Source organism: Aquibium pacificum, assembly GCF_040839445.1.
GTDB lineage: Bacteria > Pseudomonadota > Alphaproteobacteria > Rhizobiales > Rhizobiaceae > Aquibium > Aquibium pacificus.
Genome location: NZ_JBDPGJ010000006.1, coordinates 225,221 through 245,902 on the forward strand (window position 1 = coordinate 225,221; position 20,682 = coordinate 245,902).

A 20,682-nucleotide genomic window follows, 5' to 3' on the forward strand; every position below is an offset into this window, starting at 1 on the left:
TCTTCGCGCCGGCGGCGCCTGCCTTCGCCGTATCGGCGGTTACGATGCAGTCGGTTGTTTCGATGCCTGGCGACATGGCATGCTGTCCCGACGGCAAGAGCTTCGCGCCCGAGTGCTCCAAGGCATGTCCGTTCGCCGTCGCTTGTGCTGCCGTGACCGTCAGCATCCAGACTTCCGACGCAAACGCATCCTTCGTTCGGCCGTTGGCCGGGAAAGATGTTTTTGCCGGCAACGCGATCGTTCTATCGTCACTCGTCCGGGCCCCACCTCCGAGACCGCCCCAAAACTGACCTGTCGGCGGCGCCGCGTGCGCCGTAACCGCCCGGTTTCACCGGGCTATCGAGCCGCATGGCGACCGCCATGCCTTCTCACCGTGCTTGTGCACGGGACACCGACAGTCGGATTCTGACACGATGACACCGAAACTTGCATTGGGCGCCATGGCGCTGACGCTGGCACTTGCCGGCAATTCCCGAACGGCGCTGGCCGGACCCCAGGATTACGAGTTCCAGCTTGTGGAGCCTAAAATCCGGCAGGGCGGCGACGCGACCGTCGCGGTCACGCTGACCGACAAGCGAACCGGAAATCCGGTTGCCGACGCGGTCATATTCGCCACGCGCATGGACATGGCGCCTGACGGCATGGAAACGATGACGACGCTCGTCGAGGCGATGCCGTCCACGGAGCCCGGAACCTACAATTTCAGGACCAGGCTCGTGATGGCGGGCGGCTGGCGCTTTTCGATCGCCGCCAAAATTCAGGGCGAGGCCGAGACCGTCGAGAGCAGGCTGGTGATCGAGGCGATCGAATGAGCAGGCTTCCAACCGGCTGCACCCTCGTCGTCTTCGCAGCGGGAATGGCGGCGGGCGGATACTGGGCTGGACAAAACGACCTCACCGCCGCGACTGTCATGCCAATGATCGACACGCTGACGTTAAGGATCCTTGGCGGAGAGCCAAAGGCGATGGCGGCGGGTGCGCCGCCATCGGGCGCAATCGCCTATTACCGTCATCCGGACGGCGATGCGGTCTATTCCGCACAACCGCGCAAGACCGGCGACGGTCGCGATTTCGTCGCTGTTCGCGCCAGCGAGGACGTCAATTTCGATCCCGCCGCCGCGCCGCCTTCGAAAGAGGCAACCGCTGCGATCGACCCCGCCGCGATCAATGAGGCCGGTCAACGAACCGTGCTCTACTACCGCAACCCGATGGGTCTGCCCGACACCTCGCCAACGCCGAAGAACGATTCAATGGGGATGGCCTATATTCCCGTCTACTATGGCGAGGCCGATGACGGTTCGACGGTGAGGGTCTCGACCGGCAAGCTCCAGCGTACCGGGGTCAAGACGGCGCTGGCTACAAAGGCCGCGATATTGCGTCCCGTCAATGTGCCCGGAAGCGTAACGCTCGACGAACGTCTGGTCAGCGTCGTATCGATCCGTACGGAGGCCTTTGTCGAGAAAGTTGCCGATATCACCAGTGGTGCGGTAATCGAAAAAGGCCAGCCGCTCGTGACGTTTTACGCCAAGGAGATCGCAGCGGCGGGCGCGCTCTATGCGGCGGATATCAAGACCGGTGCCGGTAAGACCGCCGCCCGGGGTAGCCTGCAAAGATTGGTCAATCTCGGTGTGCCGACAGAAGCCATCGCGGAAATCGAGGCGACCGGAAAAGTTCCGATCTCGGTGACGCTGACGGCCCCGCGCGGAGGCGTAGTGCTCGAGCGCATGGCGGTCGACGGCATGATGAGCGAGGCCGGTGAGACCTTGTTCAGGATCGCCGACGTGTCGACCGTCTGGGTCGAGGCGAACGTGCCCGAATACGAACTGAGTTCGGTGCGAATGGGCGCGGAGGCGACGATCCGCATCCGTAGCTTACCGGGCCGGGTCTTCAAAGGCAAGGTGCAGCTCATTTTTCCGGCGGTCGAGCAGCAGACGCGCACCGCCAAGGTGCGGATCGAGCTTGCCAATCCCGACGGCGTCCTGTTCGCCAACATGTATGCCGATGTCGAGATCGCCGCCGGCGGAACCGACGCCGTCGTCACTGTGCCGGACAGCGCCGTCATCGACACCGGCGAGCGTCAGGTGGTGATCGTCGACAAGGGGGAAGGCGCGTTCGAGCCGCGCGACGTCAAGCTCGGCATGCGCGGCGACGGCATGACGGAGATCACGCAAGGCGTCGCGGAGGGCGACCGGGTCGTGGTCGCGGCGAATTTCCTGATCGACGCCGAAAGCAATCTCAAGGCGGCCCTGTCCGCGCTTACGCCGGCGGAGGCGAAGCCATGATCGCGAAGCTCATCGCCTGGTCGGCGCGCAATCTCGTCCTCGTCTCCTTTGCGACCATGCTCGCGGTCGCCGGCGGCGTCTATGCGTTCAGAACCCTGCCGCTCGACGCCATTCCCGATCTTTCGGACGTACAGGTCATCGTCTTCACCGACTATCCGGGCCAGGCCCCGCAGGTTGTCGAGGACCAGGTCACCTACCCGCTGACGACCGCGATGCTCACCGTTCCACGCTCGAAAGTGGTGCGCGGCTTTTCCTTCTTCGGCGTGTCCTTCGTCTATGTCATCTTCGAGGACGGCGTCGACCCGTATTGGGCGCGAAGCCGGGTGCTGGAATATCTGAACGCTGCGGCAAGCCGGCTTCCCGATGGGGTCTCGCCGGCGCTCGGCCCCGACGCCACCGGCGTCGGCTGGGTCTATCAATATGCCGTCGTCGCCAAGGAACTGTCGCTGGCCGAACTGCGATCGCTGCAGGATTGGGTGGTGCGTTTTGCCGCCTCCAAGGGCGAAGGCGTCTCCGACGTCGCCAGCGTCGGCGGTTTCGTCAAGCAGTATTCGATCATCGTCGATCCGGCCCGGATGCGGGCGCAGGGCGTGACGCTCTCGGAAATCGGCGAAGCGGTGCGGTCGAGCAACATGGATGCCGGAGGGCGGACGGTCGAGATCTCCGAGTTCGAGTTCATGGTGCGCGGCCGCGGCTATCTGAAAAGCATCGCCGACATCGAGAGCATCACACTGAAGACCGCGGGCGGCGTCCCGCTGAGACTGAGCGACGTGGCCCGCGTCGAAATCGTTCCCGACGAACGGCGCGGCATCGCCGAACTGAATGGCGAAGGCGAAGTCGCAAGCGGCATCGTCCTGCAGCGCGTCGGCTCCAACGCGCTGACGGTCATCGACAACGCCAAGACGCAATTGGCCGACATCGGGAAAAGCCTTCCCGGCGGCGCCGAGATCATACCGGTCTATGACCGGTCGAGGCTGATCGACGCGGCGATCGAGACGCTCAAATCGACGCTGATCGAGGAAAGCATCGTCGTGGCGCTGGTGACTATCGTGTTTCTCCTGCATGTGCGCAGCGCTCTGGTCGCCATCATCATGCTGCCGGTCGGCATCCTGATGGCCTTCGGCGCGATGAAACTGCTCGGCATCGGCGCCAACATCATGAGCCTCGGCGGCATTGCGATTGCCATCGGCGCGATGATCGACGCGGCGATCGTGATGATCGAGAACGCCCACAAGCATCTCGAACGCGCCCCGCCGGAAAAGCTCCGCATCGAGGTTCTGACCGAGGCCGCCAGCGAGGTCGGCCCGGCGCTGTTCTTCAGCCTACTGATCATCACCGTGTCGTTCCTGCCGATCTTCACGCTGGAGAGCCAGGAGGGCCGGCTGTTCGGACCGCTCGCCTTCACCAAGACGTTCGCGATGGCTGCGGCCGCACTCCTGTCGGTGACGCTGGTGCCGGCGCTGATGGTGCTGCTCGTGCGCGGCCGCATCGTGCCCGAACACAGGAACCCGCTGAACCGGCTGCTGATTGCGCTCTATCGGCCGGTCATCAAGGGCGTGCTCAGGGCCAAGACCATCACCATCCTGCTCGCCATCGCAGCCCTTGCGGTCACCGTGTGGCCGGCGCGGCAACTGGGCTCCGAGTTCATGCCGCCGCTGGATGAAGGCACGCTGATGTATATGCCGACCACCTTGCCCGGCCTGTCGGTGACCAAGGCGGCGGAATTGATGCAGGTGCAGGATCGGATCATCAAGTCCTTCCCGGAGGTGGAATCCGTGTTCGGCAAGGCTGGCCGTGCGCAAACCGCGACCGATCCGGCGCCGACCGAGATGTTCGAGACGATCATCAACCTGAAACCCAAATCCGAGTGGCGACCGGGCGTCACGTCCGAGAGCCTCAAGACGGAAATGGACGCGGCCCTGCAGTTTCCGGGCGTCTCCAACGCCTGGACAATGCCGATCCGCGCCCGCATCGACATGCTGTCTACCGGAATCCGCACGCCGGTCGGCGTAAAGGTCTATGGGACCGATCTGGGCGAGATGGAACAGGTGGCGCGGCAGGTGGAGGCGGTGTTGCGCAATGTGCCAGGCACGTCGAGCGCCTACGCCGAGCGGGTCATCGGCGGCTATTTCCTCGACATCGCGCCGGATCGGTCCTCACTCGGACGTTACGGGCTTTCCGTCAGCGACGTGCAGGACGTGATTTCGATGGCGCTCGGCGCGGAGGTTATCACCACGACAGTCGAAGGCCGTGAGCGCTACGGGGTCGCGATTCGCTACCCGCGCGCGCTCAGAAGCGATCCGCGGGCGATCGCCCGCGAGGTGCAGGTGGCGTTGCCCGGCGGCGGCGCGGTGCCGCTCGGCGAAGTGGCGAAAATCGAGCTGACGCGGGGCGCGACCTCGATCCGCACGGAAAACGCTCAACTTGCCGTCTATATCTTCGTCGACATCGCCGGGCGCGATCTCGGCGGCTATGTCGCCGACGCGCAGGCCGCGGTCGCTGCCGGGGTCAAGCTGCCGCCCGGCTACTCGCTTGGCTGGAGCGGCCAGTTCGAATATCTCGAACGCGCCGAGGCGAGGCTGAAGATCGTCGTGCCGCTGACGCTGGCGCTGATCTTCCTGCTGCTCTTCCTCAATTTCCGTCGCCTGACCGAAACCCTGATCGTCATGCTGTCGCTGCCCTTCGCGCTGGTCGGCGGCATCTGGCTGATGTGGTGGCTGGGCTTCAACACCTCCGTCGCTGTCGCCGTCGGCTTCATCGCGCTTGCCGGCGTCGCCGCCGAGACCGGGGTCATCATGCTGATCTATCTCGATCATGCGCTGGCCGAGGCGAAGGCGAGGTGCGTGGCGGAAGGCCGCCCGTTCAGTCGCGCCGACCTGCACACTGCGATCATGGTGGGCGCGGTCGAGCGGGTGAGGCCGAAGATGATGACGGTAGTCGCCATCATTGCCGGGCTGCTGCCGATCCTGTGGAGCACGGGAGCCGGCTCGGAAGTGATGCAGCGCATCGCCGTGCCGATGATCGGCGGCATGCTGTCGTCCACAATCCTAACGCTGGTGGTCATCCCCGCGGTGTACGGGATTGTCAAGGGATGGCGGTTGCCGCGCGAGGCGACGACCGGGTTGACGATCGAACCGCGAAGCTCAGTCGGCGTTCCGGCTGAATAAGGAGAGATGTGATGATGAACGACATGATGTCTAGCGGAATGATGTGGGGCATGGGAATCGGCGGCCTGATCGTGCTGGCGATCGCTGTCCTTGCCGTCGCGGCGCTGGTGAAATTCGTCTTCTTCCGCTGAGGAAAAGACACTCAGCGACGACGCGCCATCTCGCGATAGAGGGTCTCGGGCGAACGCCGATTTAGGGCGCCACGCCGCGCCAGCCTCCCTTGCGCGGCATCGCGTCGCGTTGAACGCGATCCAAGCGTCGAGCCGCTCCCTGACCGAGACGATCGCGATCGGCCAACGCATCATCCCGGCCGAACGGGAACTGAATCGTCTTTTTGCCGAGAGGCGGATCGATCGCGCCCGCCTCTCGGCGGCCACCGCACGGATCAGGTCGGACCACGGCGCGCTCCTAGGCGCCTGTTTGAAGCACAACATCACTATGGTGGAAGTCGCTTACCCCGACGCAGATCGAGCGCGACGGCATGCTGCGCGGCCATACGCGAAGGATGCCGTAGCAGGAACCCTCACCCCTTCCAGAGGCGGCGTTCCGAGACGCCGATCAGCGTGGCGGCCGCAGGCGTGCGGGAATGACGCGCCCGCGAGCCGGTGCGGGTCGCTCAGCCCCCATTCTTTTCCAACCAACGCTTCAGGAACGCGATTTCGGGCTCCTGGCCGGCAACGATCTCCTTGGCAAACTCCTCCAGTTCGGAATCCTTGTCGTCGCTGGCAAGATACGCCTTCGCCATGTCGATGGCGCTCTGGTGATGCGGAATCATCATCATCGCGAAATCGACGCCGGGCTTACCCGTCATCTTCATCGCGCCCATCTCCGCGTCCATCTTCTGCATTGCGTCCATGTAGGCCTTGGACGCCCCGGTCATCTCGCCCATGGCCATTCCGCCATGGTTCATGCCGTCCATTTTCATCATGCCGCCGTCCTGTTTCATCTGGGCGTAGGCGACGCCGGCGCCGGCACTGGCGACGCTGATTGCGATGACGGCGAAGATCGTTGCAGTTCTGTTCAAAACGTTTCTCCTGAATGGACTTGGATATGAGTAAACATGCTGCGCCTTCGAGGAGGGGGAAGGTAAAGAGAACGCGTGGGCGCAAAAAAATCCACTTGACCTTCCAGTGACTGGAAGTGCGAACGATACGCACCCGGAACCGGAGGCGACCAGGATGACTCCTCACGATCACCATGACCATCACGCAGCTGCGCCGCACGCCGAAGGAGAGATCGTGCGCGATCCGGTATGCGGGATGACGGTCGACCCGGGGACAGGCAAGCCGAGCGCCGAGCACGGCGGACGCATGTTTCATTTCTGCAGCGACGGCTGCCGAACAAAGTTCGTTGCCAAACCGGACGCCTACCTGACCGCTACCGATCCGGTCTGCGGGATGGACGTGGATCGTGCCTCCGCAAAGCACTTCCACCGCCACGAAGGTGACAAGTTCTATTTCTGCTCGACGGGCTGCAAGGGCAAGTTCGAGGCAGCGCCGGCGCGTTATCTCGGTGATCGGCCGGCCGCGGCGCCGATGCCCAAGGGCACCCAGTACACCTGCCCGATGCACCCGGAGATCGTGCGCGACAAGCCCGGCTCCTGTCCGATCTGCGGCATGGCGCTCGAACCGATGGGCGTGCCGACAGGCGACGAGGGTCCGAACCCGGAGCTGATCGACTTCACGCGCAGGTTCTGGGTCTCCGCTGTCCTCTCGCTGCCGCTGCTCGCCATAGCCATGGGGCCCATGCTGGGCATTCCCGTTCGCGACTGGATCGGCGAGCCGCTGGCCGCGTGGCTGGAGCTGGTGCTTGCGACGCCCGTCGTGCTGTGGGCGGCGATCCCCTTCTTCCATCGGGGCTACGAATCCCTCGTTAACCGCAGCCCGAACATGTGGACCCTGATCTCGATCGGCGTCGGCACAGCCTATATCTACAGCGTCATCGCGACCTTCTTTCCCGATCTCTTCCCGCACCAGTTCCGCGGACATGGTGGCTCGGTTCCGGTTTATTTCGAGGCGGCCGCCGTAATCGTCGCGCTCGTCTTCCTCGGCCAGGTGCTTGAACTGAGGGCACGCGAGCGAACCGGGTCGGCGATCCGCGCGCTGCTCGATCTCGCGCCGAAGACCGCGCGCCGGATCACTGATGACGGCTCCGAAGCCGACGTGCCGCTGGACGAGGTCAAGCAGGGAGACCGCCTTCGTGTACGTCCTGGCGATAGCGTTCCCGTCGACGGCAAGGTCATCGAGGGCCGCACGTCGATCGACGAATCCATGATTACGGGTGAACCCGTGCCAGTGGAGAAGGCGCCGGGCGACGCGGTTACCGGAGGAACGCTCAATCGCAACGGCACGCTCGTGATCACCGCCGAGCGCGTCGGGTCCGAGACGATGCTGTCGCGGATCGTCGAGATGGTCGCCAAGGCCCAGCGCTCGCGTGCGCCGATCCAGGGGCTCGCCGATCGCGTCTCGTACTATTTCGTGCCGACCGTGGTGCTGGTCGCCATCCTTGCCTTCGTCGTCTGGGCACTGTTCGGTCCCGAACCCAGCATGGTATTCGCCATCGTGTCGGCGGTGTCGGTTCTCATCATTGCGTGTCCCTGCGCGCTCGGTCTCGCCACACCGATGTCGATCATGACTGCAACCGGGCGCGGCGCCCAGGCGGGCGTGCTGATCAAGGAAGCGGAGGCCCTGGAACGCTTCGCCAGCGTCGATACGCTCATCGTCGACAAGACGGGCACGCTGACCGAAGGCCGCCCGAAGCTGACGGACGTCGTTCCGGCCGAAGGCTTCGATGCAGGCCAGCTTCTGTCACTTGCCGCCTCGCTCGAGAGAGGCTCGGAGCATCCGCTGGCCGAGGCGATCGTCGAAGGCGCGGCGGAACGTGGAGCGACGCTTTTTGCGGCATCCAATTTCGAGGCGGTCACGGGCAAGGGCGTCAGCGGCACCGTGGAGGGCCGGAAGGTGGCGCTCGGGAATGCCGCCATGATGGCGGAGCTTGGCATAGGCATCGACCGCCTTGCCGAACAGGTCGACGCCCTGCGCGCCGAAGGCAAGACGGCGATGTTCGTCGCGGTCGATGGAGAGGCCGCCGGATTCGTCGCGGTCGCCGATCCGGTCAAGGCGACCACTTTGGAGGCGATCCGTGCCCTGCATGACACAGGCCTCCGCGTTATCATGGCCACGGGCGACAACGAACGGACCGCGAGGGCCGTGGCGTCGAAGCTCGGCATCGACGAGGTGCGCGCCGACATGCTGCCGGACGGCAAGCAACAGCTCATCGAAGAGCTGCAGGCCAAGGGAGCGAAGGTCGCGATGGCGGGAGACGGCGTCAACGACGCGCCCGCGCTCGCAGCCGCCGACGTGGGCATAGCCATGGGCACGGGCGCGGACGTCGCGGTCGAGAGCGCGGGGATCACGCTGGTGAAGGGCGACCTCAACGGTATCGTCAGGGCGCGCACGCTCGCCCAGGCGACGATCCGCAACATCAGGCAGAACCTCTTCTTCGCCTTCGTGTACAACGCGCTCGGCGTGCCCGTGGCGGCAGGCATGCTCTACCCGGTGTTCGGCACGCTGCTGTCGCCCATGATCGCGGCGGCCGCGATGAGCCTCTCGTCCGTCTCCGTCATCGCCAACGCGCTCAGGCTGCGCACCGTGCGACTCGGCTGAACCGGCAAGCAATCGAAAGGAGCTGACATGAACATTGGAACCGTGTCCGAAAAGTCGGGCCTCCCGCCCAAGACGATCCGCTACTATGAGGATATCGGGCTGATTTCGCCCGACCGTCGCGACAATGGCTACCGCGACTATTCTACAGAGGACGTGCATCGCCTGCGCTTCCTTCAGCGCTCGCGCGGCCTCGGCTTCTCCGTTGAAGAGTGCCGGCAGTTGCTGTCGCTCTATGGCGACACGCATCGGGAGAGTGCCGAGGTCAAGGCGATCGCGGAGGCAAAGCTTACCGAGATCGACCGCAAGCTCGCTGAACTCCAGGGGCTGCGCGACATGTTGAGCCACCTCGTCGCGAACTGCCATGGCGACGGCCGTCCTCAGTGCCCGATCATCGACGGGCTCTCGGGCAAAGTCTCGCTGCAGTAAGGTGTCGCAATGACAGAGCCGCCATCGTCGTATGCCGAAGGGCGCGTCTGCGTGGTCACGGCGGGCGGTCCGCATCCCTGGATCATCATCAATGCGCTGGCCGACCATTTTGGGGACGTGCAAGTCATCGTCGAAGACCCCGTGAGGCGCGGCGCCTTTCTGGCGCGCCGCGCCCGGCTGCAGGGATGGGTTTCGGTCGCCGGTCAGTTCGGCACGATGTGCTTGATCGGCGTCGGGAAAGCCCTCTTCCGGCGGCGTATCGTCCGCATCATCTCATCCGAGAGCCTCCGCGTGGAGCCGCGGGCGGGTCTGCCCCTTTGGAGAATCGCCTCGGTCAATTCAGGCGATTTCCTGCGGGCAATTGACGAAATTCGGCCTTCCGTCGTTCTCCTCGCGGGCTGCCGAATCCTGAGACCGGATACGCTGGCCGGGATCTCATGCCCCGTCCTAAACTACCATGCCGGGATCACGCCACAGTTTCGCGGCATGAACGGCGGCTACTGGGCTCTCGTTAGCGGCGACCGCGCGAATTTCGGGGCAACGGTCCATCTGGTCGATGCGGGCATCGACACGGGCGCGATCGTCGCACAGGTCCGTGGGGAGCCGGCTGCCAACGACAACATTGTGACCTACGCCTACCGGCTCGCTGCCCTATCGCGCCGGATGTGCGTCAATGTAATTGAAGACGCCCTGGTCAGCCGGATCGAACCGCGTCAACCGGGCGGCGAGTCGCGGCAATGGTTCCACCCGACGATCTGGTCCTATCTGTGGACCGGCGTCGCAAAGGGAGTCTGGTAATGAGCAGCGGACTTTGTCAGGACCGGCATCGACGCCCGCGCGTGGCGGATCGTTCCCGATCACGTCTCGGTTTCCACGAACAATTCTTCCGTCGCGCAACTTGACTTCGCGCCCGAACATGTGTCGAAGCTGACTCGATGGTAGTCTCTGGTCAAATTGGACTTGTTTGCATGGTGTGGCTTCGTGCTGCGCTCGCGCTTGTCCTGTTGGCCATGACGTCGCTTCAGCCGGCCATGGTAGCGATGGCAAAATCAGCGATGCATTCCGACACTGTCGTCGTTGTCATCGCGGCCGGAACCGATCAGTCGCACGAAAGCGACCGTCACGAGCACGGATTGAATTCCGCGGCCCAGGATGACGAGACGGGCGACGCAGGTCATCACGGCGATTCCAAAACCGCCGACGTTTGCTGCGACACACACTGTACCTCCGCTCAGGTGGTGCCGGACGATGGTCCACCGCTCCCGCAGCCTTCGTCCGGCGCGCTCGCGCTGGCAATTTCGGCAGCGTTGATGCCCGGTGAGGTATCCGACTTCATTAGACCTCCTCGAACCTGAACTGATGTTCGCGTCCTTTAGGACGCCGCGATCCGTTCGTGCCCGCTATTGGCATGCGCGGTCCACGTCTCACATCATGTTCAAGGTCCAAAAATGAAGTTCATATCGCTTGCGATGCTCGCCGCATCGCTGTCGGCGGCCGGATGCGCATCCAGCGCTCCGCCTGACATTCTGCCCGCTTTCAACGCCGCCGATCCCATGATGGGACTTCGGGACGCAACCTACAGCCCGGTCGTCACCAACTACCAGCACCGCGCTCCGGTCGACCCGAAGAACTGGCGTCAGCAGAACGACGATCTGTCCCCGGCCAATCGGAGGAGCGGGTCATGAACAGGCTTGCGAAGGCGTTTCTGGTCACGGGCCTTGTTCCGCTCGTGGCGGCCGGCTGCACGACAACAGGACTGGTCGATGGCATCTCGGAGCCGGGCGCCGGGTTCCAGACGGTCGCGTCGCGGACTGCGTCCGTCACAGGAAAGGAGACTGTGTGGATCCAGTCGGCGGCCGAGTCCCAAGCTCTGTCCAACAGGGTTACGGGATTGGTCCGCAAAAGGACGATCGGACCGGACGTGGCTGTCCAGGTCGCCCTCCTGAACAACAAGGGCCTCCAAGCGGCCTATGCGGATATCGGATTGTCCGCCGCCGACGTCTGGCAGGAGACGATGCTCGTAAATCCAGCCGTCTCGATCGGGGTGATCGGCGTCGATCCGGTGCGGACGGTCGAAGCAGCCGTCGTCACCAACATCCTCGCGCTCATCACCCGGCCGCGCAGGGTGGCCGTCGCCGATGCGCGGTTCCGGCAGGCGCAGCTGCGGGCGGCGGAGGAGACCTTGCGTCTCGCCGCCGACACGCGCCGGGCCTGGATCGAGGCGGTGGCGGCGTGGGAGCGGGTCGCCTACCTCAACCGTGCTCAGGCGGCGGCCGATGCCGCATCCGCGCTGGCGCAGAAGCTCGGCGAGACCGGAGCCTTCACCAAGACGGGCCAGGCGCGCGAGCACGTCTTCTACGCGGAGCTGACCGGGCAGACGGCCGAGGCCAGGCTGGCCGCGCGCGGCGCGAAGGAAGAACTCACGCGCCTGATGGGGCTGTGGGGCTACGACGTCGACTACCAGGTGCCGAACGCGCTTCCCGCATTGCCGAAGGGGACGAAGGCGAAGCGGGCGATCGAAGCGGAGGCGCTGAAGAACCGCGTCGATCTGGAGATCGCCCGGCTCGAACTCGACGCCCTCGCGCGGTCCTACGGGCTGACGGAGGCGACCCGCTACGTCTCCGATCTCGGATTGCGCTCCGGGATCGAGATAGAGCGGGAAGAAGAGGAGGACGGAAGCACGAAGACCGAAGTCATCGGCATCGCCGAGATCGACTTCGTCATCCCGATCTTCGACAGCGGCAAGGCGCGCATGCGCAAGGCCGAACTCTCCTACATGCAGGCCGCGAACCTGCTTGCCGAAAGGGCGGTCAACATCCGCTCCGAAGCGCGCGGCGCCTACGACGCGTACCGCTCGACCTACGACATCGCCCGCCACTACCGTGCCAACGTCGTGCCGCTTCGCACGACCATCGAGGACGAGTCGCTCCTCACCTACAACGGCATGATCACCAACACGTTCGAGCTTCTCGCGGACACCCGCGCGAAGATCGATTCGATCATGCTTTCGCTCAACGCCAAGCGCCAGTTCTGGCTCGCAGATGTGAATCTCGGAACCGCAATCTTCGGCGGCGGGGGTTCTTCGTCGAGCGCGGGAGAAACTGTAACCGCTGCCGCCGCCGGCGGCGCGGCGGCTCACTGAAGGAGATCGCATCATGGTCACGAGACGCCAGATACTGGGCGGAGGCGCATTCCTTGCCGCCGCCGCGACATGGACCAAGACCTCGGCGATGGGCCTGCCGGAGGCTCCGGTGATGGAGTCGCCCGACATGCAGACGCCGATCTTCCCCTCAAGCGGCCCGGACTACCAGCCGGTCGCAACCTTGAACGGCTGGACGCTGCCGCATCGTGTCGTCGGCGGGGTGAAGGAGTTCCACCTCGTTGCGGAACCGGTCGAACGCGAACTTTCGCCAGGGATGACGGCCTACCTCTGGGGCTATAACGGCCAGTCGCCGGGGCCGACGATCGAGGCGGTCGAAGGCGACCGCGTCCGAATCTACGTCACCAACCGGCTGCCGGAGCACACGACGGTCCACTGGCACGGCATGATCCTGCCCAACGGCATGGACGGCGTCACCGGACTGACCCAGCCAGGCATTCCGCCCGGAAAAACCTTCGTCTACGAATTCGATCTCGTGAAGAGCGGGACCTTCATGTACCACCCGCACGCCGACGAAATGGTGCAGATGGCGATGGGCATGATGGGCATGTTCATCATCCATCCCAAGGATCCTGCGTTTATGCGGGTCGACCGCGATTTCGTCTTCCTCCTGAACGCCTTCGACATCGCCCCGGGTTCCTACGTGCCCAAGGTCATGACCATGACCGACTTCAATCTGTGGTGCTTCAACAGCCGGCTTTTCCCGGCGATCAGCCCGCTGCCGGTGGCTCTCAACGATCGCGTCAGGGTCCGCGTCGGCAATCTCACGATGACCAACCATCCGGTGCACATGCACGGTTACGACTTCGAGGTGACTTGCACGGATGGCGGCTGGACGCGACCCGAGGCGCGTTGGCCGGAAGTGTCGATCGATATCCCGGTCGGCGCCATGCGCGCCTACGAGTTCGACGCCAAGTATCCCGGCGACTGGGCGATCCATTGCCACAAATCGCATCACACGATGAACGCGATGGGCCACGACGTGCCCACCTTCATCGGCGTCGACAAGACCGAGGTCGCCCGGAAGATCAGACGCGTCCAGCCTGAATACATGCCAATGGGCAATCGCGGCATGGCAGACATGGGCGAGATGGAAATGCCGCTTCCTGACAATACTGTCAAGATGATGGATGGCTGGGGCCAATTCGGTCCGATCGAGATGGGTTCGATGTTCTCTGTCGTCAAAGTTAGGGAGGGGCTTGCGGCAACCGACTATGCCGACCCGGGCTGGTTCGAGCACCCCGAAGGAACCGTCTCCTACGAGTGGACAGGTGATACTCCCGTTCCCGTCAAATCAGGTGACGCAAAAACGATGCCCCCGGCGGCGACGCACGGCGGACACACTCCAGGATAACTTCGCCAACAACCGAAAGGAATTCGAACATGAACAAACTACTCATCGCGACAACCATTCTCACCTTGACGACCGGAGTTGTCTTCGCAGCAGGAACTCACTCAGGCGGCCATGACACCGAGAAAATGGCGATTGGCGAACCGGGCCAGAAAGGCAAGGTGAAGCGAACCATCAACATCTCCATGCTCGAAAAGGACGATGGCGCGATGGTCTTCGAGCCGGCGGCGATCAAGGTCAAGGCCGGGGAAACGCTTCGGCTGCGCTTCTCAAACAAAGGCGAGGCCGACCACGAATACGTCATGGATCAAGAACCCGCCGTCATGAAGCACAAGGCTGTCATGGAGAAGTTCCCCGACATGGAACATGCCGACGCAAACTCCATACGTCTGGCTCCCGGCAAGACTGGCGAGATCGTTTGGACGTTCTCGAACGCCGGAGACTACGTATTCGCCTGCCTGATTCCGGGTCACTACGAATCCGGCATGAAGGGCAACATCCAAGTTTCGCAGTAATCTTCACAAAACAAAGGATCTTCGCTATGAAATCTTCCACAACGATACTGACGTCCTTCGCCATTGCACTGTCCTTCGGCAGCGCCGCTTTCGCCCAGGAATATACAAAGGGTCAAATCCAGAAGGTCGATGCCGCTCAGAAAAAGTTGACCATCAAACATGGCGAGCTCAAGAACCTCGAAATGCCTGCAATGACCATGGTGTTCGTCGTGGCCGACGAGGCCATGTTGGAAAAGGTCAAGGAAGGGCAGGCGATCGAATTCATCGCCGATCGCGTCAACGGGCGCATCACGGTGACCGAAATCAAGAAATAGGTCCAATCAGGCGGGTCCAGCGTTAATGGGCCCGCCAGCCCCCTTCGCCAGAGGCCGTACCGTGCGTCATCGACGACGAGACACTGTCGCTGGTCGACGGCCGTAGGCGTCCGGGAACAAGGCCTCGTGGAAGATTTGCGGTTCCGTGGCGCGATCCCCGCCACGCCTCCCATCCCGCCATCGTCAAGCGCCTGAAACGGGCCGAAGGCCATTTGCGCAGCGTCATCGCCATGATCGAGGGCCGCAAGCCTTGCCTCGATATCGCCCAGCAGCTTCATGCGGTGGAGAAGGCGGTCGCGCAGGCCAAGCGCACGCTGATCCACGATCACCTCGACCATTGCCTGGAAGAGACGCTTGGCCCTCTGCCCCGCGACAAGCGCGGTTCGGTCAACGAGTTCAAGGAAATCGCGAAGTACCTGTGATGCCAGCAACGCTTTCCATCGCCGCGCTCAAACGCTGGGCGGCCGCAATCAAGGTTGACGTGATCGCCCTCTGGCTGGCGGCACGCGATCCGAGGGTCCCATGGCTCGCCAAGCTGGTGGCGGGCATGATCGCAGCCTACGCCCTGAGTCCGGTCGACCTCATTCCCGACTTCATACCTATCCTGGGCTATCTGGACGACCTGGTCATCGTGCCCCTTGGAATTTTGCTCGCGGTCCGCCTCATCCCGGCGGACGTCATGCGGGAACTGCGCACTGAAGCGGCGCGGCGCGCAAAGCCCATCAGCCGACTGGGACCCGTCATGGTGATATCCGTCTGGCTTCTCGCGGTGGGCGTCGTTCTGTGGATGGTCTGGCCGCATCCGGCGGGACCAGGCCGGCCGGCCTGAGGGGTTCTGTGATGCTGTCCGTCCTCGCCAACCGCACCTACCGCCACCTGTTTGCCGCGCAGGTGATTGCGCTGCTCGGCACCGGGCTCCTGACCGTCGCGCTCGGCTTACTCGCCTTCGATCTCGCGGGCGAGAACGCCGGGGCGGTGCTGGGTACGGCGCTCGCCATCAAGATGATCGCCTATGTCGGCGTCGCACCTGTCGCGTCGGCCTTCGCGGAGCGCGTTCCGCGCCGAGCGATGCTGGTGGCGCTCGATCTCGTTCGCGCGGGCGTGGCGCTGTTCCTGCCGTTCGTGACCGAGATCTGGCACATCTACGTTTTGATCTTCGTGCTGCAGTCGGCATCCGCCGCTTTCACGCCGACCTTCCAGGCGACGATCCCGGACGTGCTGCCGGACGAGAAGGAATACACTCGCGCGCTGTCGCTTTCCCGCCTTGCCTACGATCTCGAAAGTCTCGTCAGCCCAATGCTGGCGGCCGCACTCTTGACCCTGATCTCCTACCACAATCTGTTCGCCGGAACGGTCGTCGGCTTCCTGGTCTCGGCGGCGCTGGTGGTCTCGGTCGTCCTGCCCAGCCCCAAGCCCGCCAAGCCGCGCGGCATCTACGACCGGACGACCCGCGGCATCCGCATCTATCTCGCCACGCCGCGCCTGCGTGGCCTGCTGGCGATCAGCATGGCGGTCGCGGCAGCCGGCGCGCTGGTGATCGTGAATACCGTGGTCTACGTCCAGGCCGTCTTCGGCCTTGGCCAGAGCGAGACCGCGCTGGCGCTGGCGGCATTCGGCGGCGGCTCGATGCTGGTCGCGCTCGCGTTGCCGCGTCTCCTCGACACCATCCCCGACCGGACGGCGATGCTCGCCGGTGCGTCGGTCTTAGCTGTCGCGACATTCGCGGCGGCGACGATCCCCTCCTGTGGCTGGCTGCTCCCGCTCTGGTTCGTCATCGGCGCCGGTTACTCGATGGCGCAGACCCCCTCGGGGCGGCTGCTGCGGCGTTCATCGCATGCCGAGGATCGCCCGGCACTGTTCGCCGCCCAGTTTGCGCTTTCACATGCCTGCTGGCTCATCACCTATCCGTTGGCAGGTTGGGCGGGCGCGACATTCGGGCTTCCCGCAACCGCTGTCGTTCTTGCCGTCATTTCAGGGTCTGCCGTGGCGGCGGCCGTGTGGCTTTGGCCCGCCATCGATCCGGAGGTGGTCGAGCATACTCATGACGACTTATCCGCCAGCCATCCGCATTGGAACGAGGGCGTTGCCGACGGACGCGACAGACATACCCACGCCTATGTCATCGACGATCTCCATTCGGCATGGCCGCATGCGAAGTGAGACCGGCGGAACAGCTCCCTGCTCTTGCCATGAGTGACCTCGCCGTTCTCGGCGGCTTGTTTGCGATCGCCTTCGTTGCCGCGACGATCCTTCCGGCCCAGTCGGAAGCGGCGCTGGTCGGCCTCCTTGTTGCCGGCACGCACTCACCCGTGCTGCTCGTCGCTGTCGCAAGTCTCGGCAACGTGCTCGGCGCGGTAGTCAACTGGACGCTCGGGCACGGCGTCGAAAGCTTCCGAGACCGGAAGTGGTTCCCGGTCGGTCCCGCCGCCCTCGACCGGGCGACGGGGTGTACCGGCGCTGGGGACGCTGGAGCCTGCTTCTCTCATGGGCGCCGATCGGCGGGGATGCGCTGACCGTCGCCGCCGGCGTCTTGCGCGAGCCACTCTGGAGCTTCGTCGTGCTCGTCACGATCGCCAAGACGGCGCGCTACATCGTGCTCTCTGCCGCGACTGTCGGTGTCTTGGCATGATGGGGTTGTTCCAAGAACTCGTCGCGATCCAGCGCGAAATCTACCTCGCCTTCGCGGACCGCATCGGCGATTTCGCGAAGACCGGGAACTGGTCGCTGCTCGTCGCCTACCTGCCCATGGGGATCCTGTTCGGCGCGGTGCACGCGCTGACGCCGGGACACAGCAAGGCGGTGTTTGCCACTTACGGGAACGATCGCGAGCGTGCCTAGCGGACTGGCGGTATCGCTGGTGCTGTCGTTCGTTCACGTCGGGACGTCCGTCCTGATCGCGCTGCTGTCCCTGCCGCTCGTATCGGTGGCACTGGGAAGCGTCGGTCGGGCGCCGCTCCTCGAAGACATCAGTCGGGGCCTGCTCGGCGCGATCGGCCTCTGGATGCTCTTGCAAGGAGTCTGAGGGACTGGACTGTTCGCCGTCAGCACCGTGACGGAAAGCACGTCCGCCACGGTGTCCGTCATGCAGGAGCAAGCCGCTTTGTCGAGCCTGACCTCCCCCTCATTCGAAGCATGCGAAGCTGGCTCGGCTCTCCCGCCGGAAACCCGCTGGATCGGCCCGCTCCTCGGCGTGGTCCTCGTCGCACTCGCGGCCTACGTGCTGCACCGCCTTAGCGGTCAGATCCACCTCGATGCGGTCACGGCCGCGATCCGATCCGCCTCGACGTCCCAGGTGCTTCTCAGCGCCTTTTTCACCGCAGTCAGCTTTTGCACGCTTTCCCTATACGATGTGCTTGCGGTGCGTCGTATCGCGTCACGGCGCGTGCCTGATCGGGTCGCCGCAATGGCTGGCGCCATCGGCTACGCGGTTTCGAACGCAATCGGATTCCACGTCTTCGTCGGTGGCCCTGTCCGGTATCGCATCTATCGGGCCTACGGTATCCCGGCCTTCCGGCAGACCTCGCCGACCGCCGTACCGTCCTCAGCCTGCTTCAAAACGAAGGCGATCTGCGCCTCCGAGAACTTCGACGCCTTCATGGAACTCTCCTTCTCCCCATCCAGGGATCATAAGTGGAAAATTCCAGCCAGAAACGGTCCGATTCACAGGGGGCACGTCAGTCAGGCGCTCGGCCGCTCGCGCGGCGGGTTCACGACGAAAATCCATGCCAAATCAGACGCATCGGGAGCCATGATTGGTTTCGACCTGACTGGCGGCGAGAAAGCCAACGCACCACACTTCTCCATCCTCCTCGACATCGGACCGGATATCGCGCCTGGTGCCGCCATCGGCGACAAGGGCTATGCCAGCAAGGCGAACCGGGCCGCCGCACGAGCCAGAGGCATCGCCCCGGTCATTCCCTACAAGGCCAACGAGAAGGACAAGCCCGCGTTCTTCGCAAAAGTCCTCTACAAGGCTCACGCCCGTATAGAACAGGGCATCGGCGTCGTAAACGCTTCAAGCGTGTCGCCCTGCGGTTCGAGAAAACGGCCCGCAACTATCGAAACATCGTCAGCTTCGCAGCGGGACTATGCTTGATACAATTCGTCCACACGGCCTAGCAGGAGAGCATGAGGATTTGTGTGGCAGTACCGCTCCTGGGGTGAATGCGGTATGGGGGACGGCGATTTTCACCGAGGCCAACCATTCTTGAAACCACCCCGGCGTTCGTCATCAAGTCCCGAGAGTGCCCCGACGCCGGACACGACGCCAGCGGTCCTGCAATTCCGGGTCTGGCTGAAGGGACTGAGCCCGATGGTATGGCGGCGGGTGCAGGTGCCAGCGACCATGACCCTGCGCGAGTTTCACGGCGTTCTTCAGGTCGCGATGGGCTGGCAAGGTATCCACCTCTACCAGTTTGTCGTGCACACGGTCCGCTATGGCTCATGGCAACTGACTGCGGAATCGCCAGACATCGGAATTGAAGCATTGAAGCTGCGAACGGGAAGCCGGTTCCTGTACGAATATGATCTCAATGTCCCGTGGGAACATGAGGTGCGGCTGGAAGATTGGCTCGCCGCCAAGCCGCACACGCATTACCCCTGCTGCATTGGCGGTGCCGGCAATTGCCCGCCGGAGGATAGCGGCGGGCCTGATGCCTGGATCCGGCAGGAAGATGAAGCGCTCGGGCTTGGGCTGGATGAGGATCTCGCCAGCGCGCTGGAGTTCATCAAGGATATCAGCGAAACCCGGTCTTTCGCGATCCTCGACGATCCCGATCGGGCTGACGAATTTCGGGAGCTGCTTTTCCGCATCGACAGGCGAAACGCCCTTTTGGACAGGACGTTCAAGCGGCGGAAGGTGAACGAGCGCCTGCGGCAGAATGAGCATCTCACCCTCATGCATCAGCAGATGTGATCTCCCCGTTTGAACCTCGATCGTTCGTGAGCAGAGCGGCGGCCAGAAGCGCCGCGTCGTCGCCACGCTCATGCTGGATGCCGATGAGCAAAGATCGTGCCGCTGGAGCGGTAACCCGATCGAATTTCCGGCGCAGGGTCGCCGCGGTCGTTTCCGCGTACTGTCGTGTCGTGGTGATGCTTTCGTGGCCAAGGAAGCGCTGCACGTCGGTAATGTCCATGCCGAGCGCCAGCAGCTTCGTCGCCATCGTGTGGCGCAAAAGATGCGGATAGACCCGCTTTGTGATCCCGGCCTTGCGGGCGATTTGCCGGACGATCTGGCCGATACGCTGGCGGCTGTAGGTATAGGGCAGCGATCCGTTGCCACGTTCCCGGCTCTGGAACAGGGGGCCGGCGCGTCTTGTGCCGATGTGAAGCCTCAGCATCTGCGCCAATTCCCGCCGTATCGGCACCTCGCGGTGCTTCGATCCCTTGCCATGCATGACGACAATCACGCGCTCCGCCAGGCTGACATCCTCGACGCGCAAGCGGGTAAATTCGGAAACGCGCAAGCCCGTTTCCAGCAAAGTCTGGAGGAGCAGACCCGTCGCCCCACTCGTCTCATAGGCGTCGTCGATAAAGACCAGTTCGTCCTCGATCGTCAGCCTGTCGATCGACGCTCGCTTTTCCGGTGGCGCCGACAGGCCTGCCTGCGTGCGGGCGCGTTTGATCACCGCCTTGCTCTGCAGATAGTCAATCCCTTCCCGGATCAGGATGGTGGCGATGGCGTTTGCGGCACGATCGATCGAACTCATGGCGATTTACCAAATGGTTTCCGGATTGCTAACTGGAAAGAGATATCACCGTTGCCGGGGAAAGCGGAGGGCGGAAATACGCGGGTCGGGCGTGA

General features: G+C 63.8%; 21 protein-coding genes and 2 pseudogenes. 20 read left to right on the forward strand and 3 right to left on the reverse strand.

Annotated features, from left to right (window positions below; genetic code table 11):
* Positions 1-413 precede the first annotated feature (413 nt).
* The 3 genes from ABGN05_RS24600 to ABGN05_RS24610 are packed head-to-tail and all read left to right on the forward strand — an operon-like array spanning position 414 to position 5,448.
* The gene (locus ABGN05_RS24600) at positions 414-812 is read left to right on the forward strand and encodes a FixH family protein (RefSeq protein ID WP_367956666.1); all 399 of its coding nucleotides are present in this window, start codon (positions 414-416) and stop codon (positions 810-812) included.
* Complete coding sequence (locus tag ABGN05_RS24605; protein ID WP_367956667.1) at positions 809-2,281, forward strand: efflux RND transporter periplasmic adaptor subunit; 1,473 nt, start codon at positions 809-811, stop codon at positions 2,279-2,281. Before ABGN05_RS24600 ends, ABGN05_RS24605 begins: the two co-directional genes overlap by 4 nt.
* Positions 2,278-5,448 carry an efflux RND transporter permease subunit gene (locus ABGN05_RS24610; protein WP_367956668.1) on the forward strand — a complete coding sequence of 1,057 codons (3,171 nt, stop codon included), beginning with the start codon at positions 2,278-2,280 and terminating at the stop codon, positions 5,446-5,448. The genes ABGN05_RS24605 and ABGN05_RS24610 overlap by 4 nt, the downstream gene beginning before the upstream one ends.
* Positions 5,449-6,064: 616 nt before the next feature.
* Here the strand turns inward: ABGN05_RS24610 and ABGN05_RS24615 are convergent.
* Complete coding sequence (locus tag ABGN05_RS24615) at positions 6,065-6,472, reverse strand: DUF305 domain-containing protein (RefSeq protein WP_367956669.1); 408 nt, start codon at positions 6,470-6,472, stop codon at positions 6,065-6,067.
* Between the two features lie 154 nt (positions 6,473-6,626).
* Here ABGN05_RS24615 and ABGN05_RS24620 point away from each other — a divergent pair, with 154 nt between their 5' ends.
* The 15 genes and pseudogenes from ABGN05_RS24620 (at position 6,627) to ABGN05_RS24690 (ending at position 17,901) form a co-directional block, all read left to right on the forward strand.
* Positions 6,627-9,113, forward strand: a complete 2,487-nt coding sequence (locus tag ABGN05_RS24620; protein ID WP_367956670.1) for a heavy metal translocating P-type ATPase — start codon at positions 6,627-6,629, stop codon at positions 9,111-9,113.
* A 27-nt stretch (positions 9,114-9,140) separates the two neighbouring features.
* Positions 9,141-9,539, forward strand: coding sequence for a Cu(I)-responsive transcriptional regulator (gene cueR, locus ABGN05_RS24625; RefSeq protein ID WP_367956671.1), 399 nt, complete (start codon positions 9,141-9,143; stop codon positions 9,537-9,539).
* Between the two features lie 9 nt (positions 9,540-9,548).
* On the forward strand, positions 9,549-10,337 hold the full coding sequence (locus ABGN05_RS24630) for a formyl transferase (protein WP_367956672.1): 789 nt from the start codon (positions 9,549-9,551) through the stop codon (positions 10,335-10,337).
* 170 nt (positions 10,338-10,507) lie between these two features.
* Positions 10,508-10,894 (forward strand): hypothetical protein, encoded by a 387-nt coding sequence (locus ABGN05_RS24635; RefSeq protein WP_367956673.1) that lies wholly within the window; start codon positions 10,508-10,510, stop codon positions 10,892-10,894.
* A 93-nt stretch (positions 10,895-10,987) separates the two neighbouring features.
* A complete protein-coding gene (locus tag ABGN05_RS24640; protein WP_367956674.1) occupies positions 10,988-11,224 on the forward strand; it encodes a hypothetical protein in 237 nt (78 codons plus the stop codon).
* Entirely contained in the window at positions 11,221-12,681 is a 1,461-nt protein-coding gene (locus tag ABGN05_RS24645; protein WP_367956675.1) for a TolC family protein, read from the forward strand. Before ABGN05_RS24640 ends, ABGN05_RS24645 begins: the two co-directional genes overlap by 4 nt.
* A 13-nt stretch (positions 12,682-12,694) precedes the next feature.
* Positions 12,695-14,053 (forward strand): multicopper oxidase family protein, encoded by a 1,359-nt coding sequence (locus ABGN05_RS24650; RefSeq protein ID WP_367956676.1) that lies wholly within the window; start codon positions 12,695-12,697, stop codon positions 14,051-14,053.
* A gap of 29 nt (positions 14,054-14,082) precedes the next feature.
* Entirely contained in the window at positions 14,083-14,565 is a 483-nt protein-coding gene (locus ABGN05_RS24655) for a cupredoxin domain-containing protein (protein WP_367956677.1), read from the forward strand.
* A gap of 26 nt (positions 14,566-14,591) precedes the next feature.
* Complete coding sequence (locus tag ABGN05_RS24660; protein ID WP_367956678.1) at positions 14,592-14,879, forward strand: copper-binding protein; 288 nt, start codon at positions 14,592-14,594, stop codon at positions 14,877-14,879.
* Positions 14,880-15,058: 179 nt separating this feature from the next.
* Positions 15,059-15,301 carry a metal-sensing transcriptional repressor gene (locus tag ABGN05_RS24665; protein ID WP_367956749.1) on the forward strand — a complete coding sequence of 81 codons (243 nt, stop codon included), beginning with the start codon at positions 15,059-15,061 and terminating at the stop codon, positions 15,299-15,301.
* On the forward strand, positions 15,301-15,708 hold the full coding sequence (locus ABGN05_RS24670; protein ID WP_367956679.1) for a YkvA family protein: 408 nt from the start codon (positions 15,301-15,303) through the stop codon (positions 15,706-15,708). Before ABGN05_RS24665 ends, ABGN05_RS24670 begins: the two co-directional genes overlap by 1 nt.
* A gap of 11 nt (positions 15,709-15,719) precedes the next feature.
* On the forward strand, positions 15,720-17,039 hold the full coding sequence (locus tag ABGN05_RS24675) for an MFS transporter (RefSeq protein WP_367956680.1): 1,320 nt from the start codon (positions 15,720-15,722) through the stop codon (positions 17,037-17,039).
* A 29-nt stretch (positions 17,040-17,068) separates the two neighbouring features.
* Positions 17,069-17,508, forward strand: a pseudogene (locus ABGN05_RS24680) (YqaA family protein).
* The gene (locus ABGN05_RS24685; protein WP_367956681.1) at positions 17,505-17,717 is read left to right on the forward strand and encodes a hypothetical protein; all 213 of its coding nucleotides are present in this window, start codon (positions 17,505-17,507) and stop codon (positions 17,715-17,717) included. Before ABGN05_RS24680 ends, ABGN05_RS24685 begins: the two are co-directional and overlap by 4 nt.
* Positions 17,710-17,901 carry a hypothetical protein gene (locus tag ABGN05_RS24690; RefSeq protein ID WP_367956682.1) on the forward strand — a complete coding sequence of 64 codons (192 nt, stop codon included), beginning with the start codon at positions 17,710-17,712 and terminating at the stop codon, positions 17,899-17,901. The genes ABGN05_RS24685 and ABGN05_RS24690 overlap by 8 nt, the downstream gene beginning before the upstream one ends.
* Positions 17,902-18,377: 476 nt before the next feature.
* Here ABGN05_RS24690 and ABGN05_RS24695 read toward each other — a convergent pair.
* Positions 18,378-18,476 (reverse strand): annotated as a pseudogene (locus tag ABGN05_RS24695) (transposase); the annotation flags it as partial.
* Here ABGN05_RS24695 and ABGN05_RS24700 point away from each other — a divergent pair.
* Positions 18,475-18,975 carry a transposase gene (locus ABGN05_RS24700; protein WP_373695978.1) on the forward strand — a complete coding sequence of 167 codons (501 nt, stop codon included), beginning with the start codon at positions 18,475-18,477 and terminating at the stop codon, positions 18,973-18,975. The pseudogene ABGN05_RS24695 and the gene ABGN05_RS24700 sit on opposite strands and share 2 nt — an antisense overlap.
* A 180-nt stretch (positions 18,976-19,155) precedes the next feature.
* Positions 19,156-19,794 carry a plasmid pRiA4b ORF-3 family protein gene (locus ABGN05_RS24705; protein WP_367956751.1) on the forward strand — a complete coding sequence of 213 codons (639 nt, stop codon included), beginning with the start codon at positions 19,156-19,158 and terminating at the stop codon, positions 19,792-19,794.
* On the opposite strand, the gene ABGN05_RS24710 is transcribed toward ABGN05_RS24705, so the two are convergent.
* Positions 19,775-20,587, reverse strand: coding sequence for a tyrosine-type recombinase/integrase (locus ABGN05_RS24710; RefSeq protein WP_367956683.1), 813 nt, complete (start codon positions 20,585-20,587; stop codon positions 19,775-19,777). The genes ABGN05_RS24705 and ABGN05_RS24710 overlap by 20 nt on opposite strands.
* Positions 20,588-20,682 lie beyond the last annotated feature (95 nt).

Bases quoted from the DNA above. Each gene is read 5' to 3' on its own strand.
- ABGN05_RS24660 (WP_367956678.1), top strand. From the start codon at position 14,592: ATGAAATCTTCCACAACGATACTGACGTCCTTCGCCATTGCACTGTCC.
- ABGN05_RS24670 (WP_367956679.1), top strand. From the start codon at position 15,301: ATGCCAGCAACGCTTTCCATCGCCGCGCTCAAACGCTGGGCGGCCGCA.
- ABGN05_RS24640 (WP_367956674.1), top strand. From the start codon at position 10,988: ATGAAGTTCATATCGCTTGCGATGCTCGCCGCATCGCTGTCGGCGGCC.
- ABGN05_RS24685 (WP_367956681.1), top strand. From the start codon at position 17,505: ATGATGGGGTTGTTCCAAGAACTCGTCGCGATCCAGCGCGAAATCTAC.
- ABGN05_RS24600 (WP_367956666.1), top strand. From the start codon at position 414: ATGACACCGAAACTTGCATTGGGCGCCATGGCGCTGACGCTGGCACTT.
- ABGN05_RS24650 (WP_367956676.1), top strand. From the start codon at position 12,695: ATGGTCACGAGACGCCAGATACTGGGCGGAGGCGCATTCCTTGCCGCC.
- ABGN05_RS24645 (WP_367956675.1), top strand. From the start codon at position 11,221: ATGAACAGGCTTGCGAAGGCGTTTCTGGTCACGGGCCTTGTTCCGCTC.
- ABGN05_RS24675 (WP_367956680.1), top strand. From the start codon at position 15,720: ATGCTGTCCGTCCTCGCCAACCGCACCTACCGCCACCTGTTTGCCGCG.
- ABGN05_RS24635 (WP_367956673.1), top strand. From the start codon at position 10,508: ATGGTGTGGCTTCGTGCTGCGCTCGCGCTTGTCCTGTTGGCCATGACG.
- cueR (WP_367956671.1), top strand. From the start codon at position 9,141: ATGAACATTGGAACCGTGTCCGAAAAGTCGGGCCTCCCGCCCAAGACG.
- ABGN05_RS24655 (WP_367956677.1), top strand. From the start codon at position 14,083: ATGAACAAACTACTCATCGCGACAACCATTCTCACCTTGACGACCGGA.
- ABGN05_RS24605 (WP_367956667.1), top strand. From the start codon at position 809: ATGAGCAGGCTTCCAACCGGCTGCACCCTCGTCGTCTTCGCAGCGGGA.
- ABGN05_RS24700 (WP_373695978.1), top strand. From the start codon at position 18,475: ATGGAACTCTCCTTCTCCCCATCCAGGGATCATAAGTGGAAAATTCCA.
- ABGN05_RS24620 (WP_367956670.1), top strand. From the start codon at position 6,627: ATGACTCCTCACGATCACCATGACCATCACGCAGCTGCGCCGCACGCC.
- ABGN05_RS24710 (WP_367956683.1), bottom strand. From the start codon at position 20,587: ATGAGTTCGATCGATCGTGCCGCAAACGCCATCGCCACCATCCTGATC.
- ABGN05_RS24610 (WP_367956668.1), top strand. From the start codon at position 2,278: ATGATCGCGAAGCTCATCGCCTGGTCGGCGCGCAATCTCGTCCTCGTC.
- ABGN05_RS24630 (WP_367956672.1), top strand. From the start codon at position 9,549: ATGACAGAGCCGCCATCGTCGTATGCCGAAGGGCGCGTCTGCGTGGTC.